This is a genomic window from Enterobacter cloacae complex sp. S2 (assembly GCF_015159675.1).
Classification (GTDB): Bacteria; Pseudomonadota; Gammaproteobacteria; order Enterobacterales; family Enterobacteriaceae; genus Enterobacter; species Enterobacter intestinihominis.
The window spans coordinates 1-13915 of the sequence record NZ_JADDTS010000002.1; the positions used below are offsets into that span (position 1 = coordinate 1).

13 protein-coding genes are annotated in these 13915 nt (G+C 53.2%); 8 read left to right on the forward strand and 5 right to left on the reverse strand.

The genetic code is table 11. The annotated features are described in order from the left end of the window. The 5 genes from IPZ49_RS00695 to IPZ49_RS00715 all read left to right on the forward strand — a co-directional run. Positions 1–806 (forward strand): YadA C-terminal domain-containing protein (locus IPZ49_RS00695; protein ID WP_193762827.1); only part of this gene is annotated, 806 nt, incomplete at its 5' end. Between the two features lie 196 nt (positions 807–1002). Beyond that, the gene (locus IPZ49_RS00700; RefSeq protein WP_071524132.1) at positions 1003–1227 is read left to right on the forward strand and encodes a hypothetical protein; all 225 of its coding nucleotides are present in this window, start codon (positions 1003–1005) and stop codon (positions 1225–1227) included. A gap of 8 nt (positions 1228–1235) precedes the next feature. Further along, positions 1236–1673 (forward strand): hypothetical protein, encoded by a 438-nt coding sequence (locus IPZ49_RS00705; RefSeq protein ID WP_033487338.1) that lies wholly within the window; start codon positions 1236–1238, stop codon positions 1671–1673. A 311-nt stretch (positions 1674–1984) separates the two neighbouring features. Then, positions 1985–3361, forward strand: a complete 1377-nt coding sequence (locus tag IPZ49_RS00710; protein ID WP_015572345.1) for a diaminobutyrate--2-oxoglutarate transaminase — start codon at positions 1985–1987, stop codon at positions 3359–3361. 18 nt (positions 3362–3379) lie between these two features. After that, entirely contained in the window at positions 3380–4846 is a 1467-nt protein-coding gene (locus IPZ49_RS00715) for an aspartate aminotransferase family protein (RefSeq protein WP_033487339.1), read from the forward strand. 44 nt (positions 4847–4890) lie between these two features. On the opposite strand, the gene IPZ49_RS00720 is transcribed toward IPZ49_RS00715, so the two are convergent. Genes IPZ49_RS00720 through IPZ49_RS00730 form a run of 3 tightly spaced genes read right to left on the reverse strand, consistent with a single transcriptional unit; the run spans position 4891 to position 8677 of the window. Further along, complete coding sequence (locus IPZ49_RS00720; protein ID WP_063932869.1) at positions 4891–7089, reverse strand: polysaccharide biosynthesis tyrosine autokinase; 2199 nt, start codon at positions 7087–7089, stop codon at positions 4891–4893. Next, on the reverse strand, positions 7089–7538 hold the full coding sequence (locus tag IPZ49_RS00725; protein ID WP_017383364.1) for a protein-tyrosine-phosphatase: 450 nt from the start codon (positions 7536–7538) through the stop codon (positions 7089–7091). The genes IPZ49_RS00720 and IPZ49_RS00725 overlap by 1 nt, the downstream gene beginning before the upstream one ends. Beyond that, entirely contained in the window at positions 7538–8677 is a 1140-nt protein-coding gene (locus IPZ49_RS00730; protein WP_063932868.1) for a polysaccharide export protein, read from the reverse strand. Before IPZ49_RS00730 ends, IPZ49_RS00725 begins: the two co-directional genes overlap by 1 nt. 482 nt (positions 8678–9159) lie before the next feature. Between IPZ49_RS00730 and IPZ49_RS00735 the strand changes: the two genes are divergently transcribed. Next, on the forward strand, positions 9160–9492 hold the full coding sequence (locus tag IPZ49_RS00735; protein WP_017383366.1) for an RcnB family protein: 333 nt from the start codon (positions 9160–9162) through the stop codon (positions 9490–9492). After that, a complete protein-coding gene (locus IPZ49_RS00740) occupies positions 9443–9922 on the forward strand; it encodes a GNAT family N-acetyltransferase (protein ID WP_032669489.1) in 480 nt (159 codons plus the stop codon). Before IPZ49_RS00735 ends, IPZ49_RS00740 begins: the two co-directional genes overlap by 50 nt. A gap of 89 nt (positions 9923–10011) precedes the next feature. Here IPZ49_RS00740 and apbC read toward each other — a convergent pair whose 3' ends face one another. Further along, complete coding sequence (gene apbC, locus IPZ49_RS00745) at positions 10012–11121, reverse strand: iron-sulfur cluster carrier protein ApbC (protein ID WP_017383367.1); 1110 nt, start codon at positions 11119–11121, stop codon at positions 10012–10014. A gap of 137 nt (positions 11122–11258) precedes the next feature. Between apbC and metG the strand changes: the two genes are divergently transcribed. After that, positions 11259–13292: a methionine--tRNA ligase gene (gene metG, locus IPZ49_RS00750; protein WP_023295047.1), complete on the forward strand. Its 2034-nt coding sequence runs from the start codon at positions 11259–11261 to the stop codon at positions 13290–13292. 110 nt (positions 13293–13402) lie between these two features. Here the strand turns inward: metG and IPZ49_RS00755 are convergent, their stop codons facing one another. Beyond that, positions 13403–13873, reverse strand: coding sequence for a DUF1456 family protein (locus IPZ49_RS00755; protein WP_015572337.1), 471 nt, complete (start codon positions 13871–13873; stop codon positions 13403–13405). Positions 13874–13915: the final 42 nt, after the last annotated feature.

Below are 13915 nucleotides of genomic sequence, written 5' to 3' on the forward strand. Positions count from 1 at the left end.
TTATTCGCACCTTCCCTAACAAAACTTTGTTAAGCACCGGCATTACTACCGCTCAAATCAGCGCTAATGATGCTGATAGCACCGCTCATACTGCGTTAGCTGCTGCTGGAAATGCTCAAATCACCGCAGACAACAATGCAAAAAATATTGCTGTCGTGGCAGATCAAACACGTATCAATAGCGGGTTAATTAGTATTAACGATACCCGTATCACTGCACTTGAGAATGCACCAGTGCCGAAAGATGGTATTGATGGTAAAGAAGGTGCAAAAGGTGATGCAGGTGCTCAAGGGATTCAGGGTGTAGCAGGTGCTATCGGGGCTGAAGGTAAACCCGGAGCTAAAGGCAATGATGGTAAAGATGGTGCTGATGGTAAAGACGGTAAAAACGGTGTAACAACAATCATCACGAAGAAAGAAGTTGATACAGCTACTATCAACAAAATTAAATTACTCAATACTCAAACAGCGGCACAAGCTGCTGACCTGAAAGCCACTCAACATGTTTTTGCCCAAGCACAATCTTCAAGCAATGCTCAATTCAAAAGCCTGCAAAATGAAGTTGACGAGAACAAGAAAGAAGCGCGTAGCGGCGTTGCCTCTGCTATCGCTCTCGCTTCCATGCCACAAGTAGAGAAAGAGCAATCTGTAATGTTCTCCGCCGGTGTGGGGTCATTTAAGAATGAGCAAGCTATCAGCGCAGGAGCATCTTTCCATGCAGGTGAACACGCTGTAATCAAGGCTGGTATAAGTGATTCTACAAACAGCGATCTTGCTATGGGTGCAGGCATCGGTATTGGCTTTTAAATCAAAAGCCTAAAACCTCTATAATATTACTTGTATAACTTAACAACTATTCGACGTCACACTTTTATTCATTAAACAGAACATGCTCAAACATATTTTTATTTCAGCTGCCCTGTACGTGATGCTCATTTCAATCGGGATCTGGATCGGCATGATGTACGTTTCTTATTATTTGTGTCGTTTTTAAGGCGATAAAATGAAAAAATTAATGATATTAGTCATAAGTACTGCCGTGCTTACAGGTTGTGTCTCGCCTGAGCAACGCATCGCAAATTGCACTGCGAAAGGGGTCAGTTACGATACCTGCTATCTTTCTGAACAACAAAGGCAACAAGGCATCAACAATGCGTCACTCTCTGCTGCATATGCAAATGCCGCTCGTGCGGCGGACGCTAATCAAAAACATCACCACCATAATTAAGGGTATTTATGAAAACTAAATTTACGCTGTTGGCGTTACTTTTCTCTGTGGTGGTGACGCCTGCGCACGCCATAAACGCCCATTATCGCGCGCAATTAGAGCGTTCGGGATGCACGCAAATTAGCGCTGGCGATGGCTCTTGCGATATCAGCAAAACCAAAGCGGAAAATGCGGCACAACACGAACCAACGACATCCGTTCACGATCCCCTGCGTGAAGCCTCGTTCTCGTCGGATACGGTTAACGCCACGCTTTCTAACGGCTTCTTTAGCGCCACCGTAAACGGCAAAAAAGCCAGCGTTAAACGTCTGAATGCGAATTTCTATGAGATCCGTGGTAATGGTTTTGTGATATCGCTAAGCCTGGATGAAAACGGTATTACGGACGCGTCGTGGAATAAAACGAAGGGACGTGAACACGGTATTTTACGCGTTAGCCAGAAATAAACAGCGTAAGGAGGCTCACTGCCTCCTTTTCACCTGACAATCGCACGATTTGTCACACTCTTTTGTCTGATTTTACAATGCGGATAAATCATACGTAAGCTGCTGTTTTTATTTAGCATAAAGTGCAATCTCTCCCATACAAACGGCGATCTTCCCTGCCCTGTGCCCTGTGTCACAAAACAGTAAGCAAATTAACCATTGAGCCCGGTGACAAAAGGCTCTATATTGGCGGCGTTTTTTTCAGGCCCCATCTGTTTTTTAACTTTTTATTCAATCGTTGCTCATAACGAAGCGGCGGTTGTAGGAGTGATATGATGACGGATAAAGTCCGTATTGACACCGTAGATGCCCACAAAAGCAACGAAACCTATCTGGCCCGTCAGGCCGAATTTGAATCTAACGTCAGGAGTTATCCGCGCAAATTGCCTTTAGCGATTACGAAAGCAGAAGGCGTGTGGATCACCGATGCAGATAATAAAGAATACCTTGACTGTTTAGCAGGCGCAGGCACCCTCGCGCTTGGACACAATCATCCTGATGTGCTGAAAAGCATCCAAAATGTCATTACCAGCGGCTTGCCGTTACATACCCTGGATCTGACCACGCCGTTGAAAGACGCGTTTTCAGAATACCTGCTCTCTCTGTTGCCTGGTCAGGGCAAAGAGTACTGCCTGCAATTCACTGGCCCGTCCGGGGCTGACGCCGTTGAAGCGGCGCTGAAGCTGGCGAAAAAAGTGACCGGTCGTAGCGGTATCATCAGTTTCTCTGGTGGTTACCACGGTATGACCCACGGCGCACTGTCCGTCACCGGCAACCTGTCTCCGAAAGAAGCGGTTGACGGTATGATGCCAGAAGTCCAGTTCATGCCTTACCCACACGAGTATCGTTGCCCACTGGGTATCGGTGGTGAAGCGGGCGTGAAGGCGCTGACCTACTACTTCGAAAATCTGATTAACGACGTCGAAAGCGGCGTGCGTAAACCTGCCGCGGTGATCCTCGAAGCCGTTCAGGGTGAAGGTGGCGTGAACCCGGCGCCTGTTGAGTGGTTGCAGCGCATCCGTAAAGTCACTCAGGAACACGGTATCCTGCTGATCCTCGACGAAGTCCAGGCTGGCTTTGCCCGTACCGGTAAATTCTTTGCCTTCGAACACGCTGGCATTGAGCCAGACATCATCGTGATGTCTAAAGCAGTCGGTGGCGGTCTGCCGCTGGCCGTGCTCGGTATCAAAAAGCAGTTCGATGCATGGGCGCCAGGTCACCATACCGGTACTTTCCGCGGCAACCAGCTGGCGATGGCTACCGGTCTGACCACGCTGAAGATCCTGAAAGACCAGAACATCGCGGGCAAAGTAGCCGCACAGGGCGAATGGCTGAAAGGCCAGCTGAAAGAGATGGCGAAACGCTATCCGGTGATCGGCCACGTTCGCGGTCTGGGCATGATGATCGGTATTGAAATCGTTAAGCCACATGAAGCCGCCGATCACATGGGTTGCTTCCCGGGCGATGGCGAGCTGTCTGCACTGATCCAGAAGAAATGCTTCGAAGCCGGCCTGATTCTGGAGCGTGGCGGCCGTAACGGTATCGTTCTGCGTCTGCTGCCTTCTCTGCTTATCAGCGATGACGAGCTGAAAGTCTTCCTGGATAAATTCGAGCAGGCACTGCTTGCTGCGGGCGTTAGCCCGGCATAACAGGAGTTGTTGAATACGATGTCTGATTCAAACCCAATTTTGTTCTCCTCTGCGCAGAGCATTGAAGCTTACCAGCAGGCGATTGAACAAAGCACTCAGGCTGTGATGCAGTGGCTGAAACAGCCTGAGATGTACCAGGGCAAAACGGTCGCAGAGCTGCGCGACCGTATTAAGCTGGATTTCAACCCGAAAGGGCTGGGCAACGAAGCGGCGATCGAACGCGCCGTGGAGTTCTTCCTGAAAGACAGTTTGTCCGTTCATCACCCGCAGTGCGTGGCGCACCTGCACTGCCCAAGCCTGGTGGTTAGCCAGGCGGCGGAAGTGCTGATCAACGCCAGTAACCAGAGTATGGACTCCTGGGATCAAAGCCCGTCCGCAACCATCATTGAGATCAAACTGATCGAATGGCTGCGTACCCGCGTGGGTTATCAGGCTGGCGACGCAGGCGTCTTCACCAGCGGCGGCACCCAGAGTAACCTGATGGGGCTGATGCTGGCGCGTGACGCGTTCTTTGCGCGTCAGGGCCACTCGGTTCAGCAGGACGGTCTGACAGGCGATCTGCGTAAGATCCGCGTGCTGTGTTCGGAAAATGCCCACTTCTCCGTGCAGAAAAACATGGCGCTGATGGGTCTGGGCTACCAGTCCGTGGTGCAGGTGAAAACTGACGAATTCTCCCGCATGGATCTCACCGATCTGGCGGCGAAAATCGAACAGTGCAACGCGAACGGCGAGCAGATCCTGGCGATTGTGGCCACGGCCGGTACGACCGATGCGGGTGCTATCGATCCGCTGCGTGCTATTGCTGAGCTGGCTGCGAAACAGAATATCTGGGTGCACGTTGATGCGGCCTGGGGCGGCGCGCTGCTGATGTCTGAGCAGTATCGTCACTACCTGGACGGTATCGAGCTCGTGGATTCCGTCACCCTGGACTTCCACAAGCAGTTCTTCCAGACCATCAGCTGCGGTGCGTTCCTGCTGAAAGAAGCGCGTCACTATGAACTGATGCGCTATCAGGCGGCCTATCTGAACTCTGAGTTCGATGAAGAAGCGGGTGTACCTAACCTGGTCTCCAAATCTCTGCAAACCACGCGCCGTTTCGACGCGCTGAAACTGTGGATGAGCCTGGAAGCGCTGGGTCAGGAGCAATACGCGGCAATCATCGATCACGGCGTGACGCTGGCACAGCAGGTTGCGGCTTACGTGAAAGAGCAGTCTGCTCTGGAACTGGTGATGCAACCCCAGCTGGCAAGCGTGCTGTTCCGATTCCGTCCGCAGGCGCAGATGGATGACGCCGGTATTGCCCTGCTGAACCAGAAAATTGGCGATGCGCTGCTGGAGTCTGGCCGTGCAAACGTCGGTGTGACCGAGCATAACGGTATCACCTGCCTGAAGCTGACCCTGCTGAACCCAACCGTGACGCTGGAGGACGTAAAAATCCTGCTGTCTCTGGTTGAGCGTACCGCGCAGGAAGTGATGGCGAAGTAATACTTATCCCTCTCCCACCCGGGAGAGGGATTGTTTTTCCCGCGCTAACGCCTTTCCCCTTTTTTCCTCGAAGCATAACCGTATTCATACTGGCTGTACCCCGAGCTGTAATACAGCGCTGCGGATTTAACAATATCGTTGAGGATTGTGCCGCTGACCTTCACGCCGACGTGCTGTAACCGTTTAACGGTATTCTCCATCTCTTTCACGCTGGTTTTATCGAAACGGGCAACCATTAGCGTTGTTCCGGCTGCTCTGGCGACCAGCGCGGCATCGGTGACGGCCAGGACCGGCGGTGTATCAATGATGACGATGTCATATTGCTCGTTAACCCAGGACATGACGGAAAGGAATCGTTCGCTTAACAGCAATTCTAACGGGCGCAGGGGTTCCGGGCCGCAGGTGATGACGTCAATTCCCCCTTTTTCAGCATGCTGAATGACCTCCGCTAAGTCGCGTTTCCCTTCGAGCAGGCAGGACAATCCGTGGCGGTTCTCCAGACCAAAAATATTATGAACATAGCCCTGGCGCATATCCGCATCAATAAACAGCACCCGCTGACCGCTCTGCCCGGCGATGGCCGCCAGATTCGTCGCCACCAGCGTTTTTCCGCAGTCCTGCGTGGGGCCAGAAATCATCACAATGCGGTTCTCAGCCTCCATCATGGTGAAATGCAGACTGGTCCGCAGCCCGCGTACTGCTTCAACAAACATATCAGCAGGGCGATCGACGGGCAGGAAAGGCACATCCGAGGTTTTGTGTTTCCAGCGACGAGAAAACGGATTTTTTCTGCGCAACTGCGTTTTACTCCACAGCCACTGTGAACGTGGCAACGTAGCCAGAACCGGCATCCCCTGCGCTTCCAGCTGTTCGGAAAGCGTGATCCCACGTTTGAACGCCTGACGTACCAGCACGGTCCCCATTGAGAGCATTAGCCCGAACAGCGCGCCAAGAACGATGATTAACGCTTTACGCGGCTTTATCGGGTCCGGCAGCGTAACAGCCTCATCAATGATCCTCACGTTTCCGACAGCGCTGGAGCGGGAAATATTCAGCTCCTGCTGGCGCGTCAATAGCTGTAAATAAATCGTGCGACCCGACTCAACATCGCGGCTCAGGCGTAAAATCTCCTGCTGCGTGGAGGGCATAGCTGACACACGGTTATTGAGACGCTCCCGTTCCCGCTCAAGGGTCTGTCTCTTTTCATGCAATGCACGATAGGTAGGGTGACTTTTTTTAAAGAGCTGGGAGATCTCAGCCTCCCGGAACGTCAGCTCATTTAGCTGATTCTCAACGTTAACAACCTGATCCAGGACAGATTTTGCCTCCAGAGACAGGTCCACCGAGTCTCGCTGCGCCCGGTAGGCATTCAGCCGCGCTTCTGCCTGATCAAGGTCCGCGCTGATTTTCGGCAACTGCGCCTGTAAAAAATCCAGACTACGAGAATCCTGAGCCTCCTGGCGCGCGATATTTTGCTGGAGATAATTTTCAGCAATTGCATTCAGCACCCGGGCGATGCTGTCAGGATCTTCGCCCGTCAGGGTTAAGGTCACGATACCGCTCTGTTTCTCCGATTCCGCAACCGTGAGACGCTTCTTCAGCGCGTTGATCGTCTCAAGCCGCGCCAACGACTTAAGCGAAAATTGCGTGCCTGGCTCAGCCTCAATCGACGTCACCAGCAGAACGATCCCTTGCGTAACCAGCGTTTTCCCAACCTGGCCGTCGGCCTCAATGTTTTCGCCCGTCAGGTGATATTTTCCCGCTTCCTGTACGGTCAGCGTGAGCTCTTGCGCTTTGCCTTCCACCTGCGGGATCTGGAGTTCGCCTAACGTGATTTTGCCCTGCTCACGCCCTTGCAGACGCTGCCAGAGACGCCCCACCACAGGCAAAACGCGCTGCTTTGCCTGCTGTGTCAGAGCTAATTTGTCAACGGTCTCGCCGAGGATCATGCGGGATTTCAGCAGTAAAATTTCAGGGGCAACATCCGGCGACACATCGGTGCCCAGCTGGCTCAAACCTTTGAGCAGGTTGTTATCGTGTTTGTTTTCAATTTGCACCATGGCATCCGCCTGATAAACAGGTGGCGCAATCCAGGCATAGAGACCGGCGCACAGGATGAACAGGAACGTCACGCACAGAATCATCGTGCGGTGGTCGATCATCTCGACGAGCAAACGAACGAGATCGACTTCATGTTGTTGGGGTGCCGCTGCACCATAATTGTCTGTTGTGTAAGACGACATTAATGCTTCATTCCTTTCTGACCTAAACGACGTGCCCATTCCTGACTGGCTTTACCCAATAGCCCAAACACATATTCAAACGCTTCCCGGCTTTGACGGTAGGGATCGGGGATCTCCTGCGGCTCCAGCCATTGCCCAAAAAGCAGCGACTTTCCTCGAATCTCCGGCGCCATGGCCGCAATGAAGCGAAGATGTTCCGGCTCCATAACCAGGATAAGATCGGATCCCTGCATCAAATTGCGTGTCAGCCTGCGCGCCACATGACCGTCGAGGGAAATCCCATGCCGCCAGGCTACGTCCTGGGCGCTGTCATCCGCCGGGCACCCTTCAAGCCCGAATATGCCCGCCGAGGCGATATATCTGTCGGGCAGGTGCTGGCGCAAAAGCCGCTCCCCAATCGGAGAACGGCAGACATTTCCGGTGCAAACCACGAGTATTGATTTGAACATTATTGCGGCCACGATCTGATGTAACGAACCGTTTCGGTAAGGTAATGCACCCCGCTGATGGTCGGAACAAGCTGTGATATCACGCGATTCCAGCGGGACAGTGGTGCAGTGGTGACATAGACAATGTCATAGGGCTCAAGCTGAAACTCGGTGCCTAACACCATGGCTGATGCGTCCTGAGCATTGAGCTGGTAGAGGTTGGCAATTATTTCTGAACGCTCGCTTTTCGGCAGCGAACGAATGACAAAAATTCCGGTGGCATCGGCCATATTCTGGTTCAGCCCACCGGCATTGCCCAGCGCTTCCGCCAGGGTCATGCCGCTGCGATCCATTTTCAGCGTGCTCTGTTTAACGACCTCGCCCATGACGAACACTTTCAGCGCATCGTTGCGGGGGACAAACAGAATATCGCCGGGATAGAGCAGCTTATTTTGCGTGAGATCGCCATGCTGCATCAGCGCATATAGCGAGAGGCGCGTGTCCTTCCCATTATGCGTCAGCACGACATTGCGCCAGTCCGCGTCGGCAGAGAGCCCCCCAGCGGCGTTTACGGCATCCATGACCGTTAACGGGATATTGGTAATAGCCTGCTGCCCTGACTTCACCACCTCGCCCGTCACATAGGCTTTTTGTGAGCGAAAAGAGGCGACGCTGACATCCACCTGCGGGCTTTCAATAACATTGTTCAGCCGGGCCGTGATCTCCTCGCGTACCCGTGCGACCGTTTTGCCAGCCACCGGCAATTTACCGACATAGGGATAGAAAAGCGTGCCGTCGGCATTGACCCAGTTACCGGTGTCACTGGCGCTACGATACTGCCCTGCCGGGGTTGTCAGTTCAGGGTGATCCCAGACGGTGACGGTCAGAATATCCCCAACGCCGATACGGTATTCCCAGTTTTTGACCTGTTCATCCAGATTAGGATTTGCCTGAGATTTCAAAACCGATGGTCGCATTTTTTCAATTAACGAAGGCGTAAGAGGATAAACATCAATCCGTTTCTCAAGACAATCATTTGCATCTTCTGCGGCAATTATCTTTTTCCCAGCGAGATCGAGATGCTGGCCAGGGTAAAATACGCAGCCAGATAAGGGGGTAATAATTAAAAATAATATCGATACAACTGTTGTGTTTTTCATTTATTACATAATATCTTTTATAGTAGTGATTATCGTATACAGGATAAAACAGTAACATTTCACTCAAGCACAAGTTGCTGTTATTCAATGAATTAACAGAAACACAGAGAGTATTTATAAAACCACACGACATTCCTTTGGGCAGACTTTACAGCCCTGCATTGTCTTAATCAGGCATTCGGAAAGAGGGTTTCAGGCAATCTTAAATGTTCTATTTGTTGAATGCATGCCTGAATCTTAGTAAATTTGCCTTGAAAATGTTTTTTCAGAATTAATTAATAAACCAATAATTATGTTATCTGTATAAGCTCATATTTATTCGTCGAAGTAATAATTAATGACGGTTGCGACTACACAAAACCGTGCACTTTTGTTACATTTTTTGCAAACTCACCCTGTGAGGATACTTAAAATGAACTGTCTGCCATCCGTTAGCGGATCTGCACACAAAAAGTATCAGTAACGATATGACTGGAGAAAAAATGGCTAAGCGTAAATTGTTGCTTCTGGGTGTATTACTGTCACTGGCGGGGGCCGCGCACGCTGCACCGCAAACATCGACAGCGCCTTCCGGCATCAAGGCCTATGAAGAGCAAGAGTTTATTGCCGATTTTACGAAGTTTAAAATCGGCGACACCGCGCCCGCGCAGTATCAGACGCCTGAGTACACCATCAAACAGTACCAGCTGCGTAACCTTCCCGCGCCCGATGCCGGCACACACTGGACCTACATGGGTGAGAATTATGTTCTGATTGGCGATGCCGATGGCAAAATCTACAAAGCCTATAACGGAGATATTTTCTATCACCGCTGATACGATCCTAATCCGTCCGTGGCAGGAGAGCGATCGCCCTTTCCTGCGCACGCTCTTCCTTCACACCCGACGTGAAGCCTGGCCGTGGATGGACAGTTCTGCGTGGCAGCTTGAAGATTTTGACGCGGCAACCCTGGACGAAGGGATTTGGGTGGCGGAGCAGGATGGGCACCGACTTGGCTTTGCCTCAGTCTCGACGAACGATAATTTTCTGCACAACCTGTTTGTCGATCCGAACTATCAGAGCCTGGGCGTCGGACATGTGTTGCTTGAACACGTGCAGAAGACGTTTACCAGCACGGGTTCACTCAAGTGTCTGGTGAAGAATGAGCGGGCGGTTGCGTTTTACCAGCGCCACGGCTGGCACATTGAGGCGACGGGAGATTCTCCGGACGGAGAGTATTATTTGATGCACTATCGGCTTGGGTAAAGTCAGGTGGCGCTACGCTTACCTGACCTACAAAATCGAGCCAGGCCGGGTAAGGCGAAGCCGCCACCCGGCACTAACGCGCAGAGGCGTTACACCGCGCGGAAGGCGATTTCACCCGGAATGACTTCGCCCTGCCAGTAAAGCTGCGCCGCAACGCGCCCCGCCAGCTGACGATAGATTTCCGTGAATTCGCTATCCGGACGGCTGACCACCGTCGGCTTACCGCTATCCAGATCTTCACGCAGTGTGATATGCAGCGGCAGTTGCCCCAGCAGTTGCGTGTGGTATTGCGCCGCCAGCTTTTCGGCGCCACCGGTACCAAAGATAGGCTCATGGTGCCCGCAGTTGCTGCAAATGTGCATGCTCATGTTCTCGACGATACCCAGTACCGGCACCTCCACCTTCTCGAACATGACGATGCCTTTTTTGGCGTCGATCAGCGCGATATCCTGCGGCGTGGTGACCACGACGGCGCCGGTAACCGGAATGTTCTGCGCCAGCGTCAGCTGGATATCACCGGTGCCCGGCGGCATGTCCAGTACCAGATAATCGAGGTCAGGCCACATTGTCTCCTGCAACATTTGCAGCAGCGCCTTGCTGGCCATCGGGCCACGCCAGACCATTGCGTTATCGTCCGTGACCAGGTAACCAATGGAGTTGGTCGCCAGACCGTGCGCCACGATTGGCGCCATGTGGGTGCCGTCCGGCGAGGTTGGACGCTGGTTTTCCGCCCCCAGCATGTTTGGAATGGACGGGCCGTAGATATCCGCATCCAGAATGCCGACTTTCGCCCCTTCAGCCGCCAGCGCAAGCGCCAGGTTCACGGCGGTCGACGATTTACCCACCCCGCCCTTGCCCGAGCTGACGGCGATGATGTTCTTCACGCCGTTAACGCCCGGCTGATTTTTCACGCGCTTGAGCGTGGCGATGCTGTGGCTTAGCTTCCAGTCAATTGCTTTTGCGCCGGTAATGCGCAGCAGCTCAGAGCTGGTTTGCTCTTTCAGGGCATCAAAGGCGCTGGTCCAGACGAACGGCATCTGTAGCTCAATGTGCAGCGTATCGTCCAGCCATGCGACGTGATGAAGCGCTTTCAGCGTCGTGAGATTGTGCTTCAGGGTTGGATGCTGAAAATTAGCCAGCGTCCCGGCGACCATTGCTCGTAAGGCTTCCGGTGATTTGGCCTGGGATTGAGAACTCATCCCGACTCCTTTGTTCTTGTGAATAAGACCTTAGACAAACAAGTTTACCTGAAAGGCCGCGGTTTGTGCTTACTTAATAATGCCCCTTTTGGTAATATCGAAAACCCTTTTCACAGTTAAAAGAAGTAATGCCTACTATGACTCAAGTCGCGAAAAAAATTCTGGTAACGTGCGCCCTGCCGTACGCCAACGGCTCAATCCACCTCGGCCACATGCTGGAGCATATCCAGGCTGATGTCTGGGTCCGTTACCAGCGAATGCGCGGCCACGAGGTGAACTTCATCTGTGCGGACGATGCCCACGGCACGCCGATCATGCTGAAAGCGCAGCAGCTGGGCATTTCCCCGGAACAGATGATCGCCGAAATGAGTCAGGAGCATCAGACCGATTTTGCTGGCTTTGACATCAGCTATGACAACTATCACTCCACGCACAGCGACGAAAACCGCGAGCTGTCAGAGCTGATCTACTCCCGTCTGAAAGAGAACGGTTTCATTAAAAACCGCACCATCTCTCAGCTGTACGATCCGGAAAAAGGCATGTTCCTGCCGGACCGTTTCGTCAAAGGCACCTGTCCGAAATGTAAATCCCCGGACCAGTACGGCGATAACTGCGAAGTGTGCGGCGCAACCTACAGCCCGACCGAGCTTATCGAACCGAAGTCCGTGGTCTCCGGCGCGACGCCGGTGATGCGTGACTCCGAGCACTTCTTCTTCGACCTGCCGTCGTTCAGCGAAATGCTGAAGGCGTGGACCCGCAGCGGTGCGTTGCAGGAGCAGGTCGCGAACAAAATGCAGGAGTGGTTCGAATCCGGGCTGCAACAGTGGGATATCTCCCGCGATGCGCCCTACTTTGGCTTCGAAATCCCGAACGCGCCGGGCAAATATTTTTACGTCTGGCTGGATGCGCCGATTGGCTACATGGGGTCGTTCAAGAATCTGTGTGACAAGCGCGGCGACACCGTAAGCTTCGACGAATACTGGAAGAAAGATTCCGATGCCGAGCTGTATCACTTCATCGGTAAAGACATCGTTTACTTCCACAGCCTGTTCTGGCCAGCAATGCTGGAAGGCAGCAACTTCCGCAAGCCGACCAACCTGTTCGTACATGGCTACGTAACGGTGAACGGCGCGAAGATGTCTAAATCTCGCGGGACGTTTATTAAGGCCAGCACCTGGCTGAACCACTTTGACGCGGACAGCCTGCGCTACTACTACACCGCGAAGCTCTCTTCCCGCATCGACGATATCGACCTGAATCTGGAAGATTTCGTACAGCGCGTGAACGCGGACATCGTCAACAAGGTGGTGAACCTGGCGTCCCGTAACGCAGGTTTTATCGCCAAACGCTTTGACGGCGTGCTTTCTGCCGAACTGGCCGATCCTGAGCTGTATAAAACCTTCACCGACGCCGCCGCTGCGGTTGCCGAAGCCTGGGAAAGCCGTGAATTCGGTAAAGCCATTCGCGAAATCATGGCGCTGGCAGACGTGGCCAACCGCTATGTGGACGAGCAGGCGCCGTGGGTGGTGGCGAAACAGGAAGGCCGCGACGCCGACTTGCAGGCGATCTGCACCATGGGTCTGAACATGTTCCGCGTGCTGATGACCTGGCTGAAGCCGGTTCTGCCGCAGCTGGCAGCCCGCGCGGAAGCATTCCTGAACACCGAACTGACCTGGGATGCCATCCAGCAGCCGCTGCTCGGCCACAAGGTGAACACCTTCAAGGCGCTGTATAACCGCATCGAGATGAAGCAGGTTGACGCGCTGGTGGAAGCATCCAAAGAAGAGGTGAAAGCGGCCGCCGCACCGGTGACCGGCCCGCTGGCGGACGATCCGATTCAGGAGACCATCACCTTTGATGATTTCGCCAAAGTCGACCTGCGCGTGGCGCTGATCGAAAACGCGGAGTTCGTGGAAGGTTCTGACAAACTGCTGCGTCTGACCCTGGATCTGGGCGGCGAGAAGCGTAACGTCTTCTCCGGCATTCGTTCCGCGTATCCCGATCCGCAGGTGCTGATTGGTCGTCAGACCGTGATGGTGGCAAACCTGGCGCCGCGCAAAATGCGCTTCGGCATCTCTGAGGGGATGGTGATGGCCGCAGGCCCGGGCGGGAAAGATATCTTCCTGTTAAGCCCTGACGAAGGCGCGAAGCCGGGTCAGCAGGTGAAGTAATAAAAAAGCCGGATGAGAATCCGGCTTTTTTTTTTGCCCGGCGGCGCTACGCTTGCACGGGCCTACGGGTTTTGTAGGCCGGGTCAGGCGAAGCCGCCATCCGGCTAAAATCACCCCTTCTGGTTATGCACCCGCTGCGTCAACCCACGCAGGAAATAACGCAGAAACTGATCCCCACACTCGCGGTAATTCTTATGATCCGGCGCGCGCATCATGGCGGTGATTTCCGGCATCGACACGCGAAATTTCTGCTCGGTCATGATCGCCAGAATGTCGTCAGTTTTCAGGGAGAAAGCAATACGCAGCTTTTTCAGCACCGTGTTGTTATTCACCCGACGCTCCAGCGCCAGCTCAGGCGCAGATTCATCTTTGCCGCGCTTGTCGTAGATGAGGCCATTCAGAAAGCCCGACAGAATAATGTCCGGGCAGCGAACAAAACCCTCTTCATCTTCTTTAGTCATCCAGGTGTCGAACCCGGCGGACGTGGATTCCATGTCGGAGAGCGCAAGAATGCGCACCATGTCATTATTGTTCGCTTTCAGGGTGTAGCGCAGGCTACGAAGAATATCGTTACTTAGCATAGAGCCTTCGAATGTCGATGATGCAATGGCGCGCAGTGTACC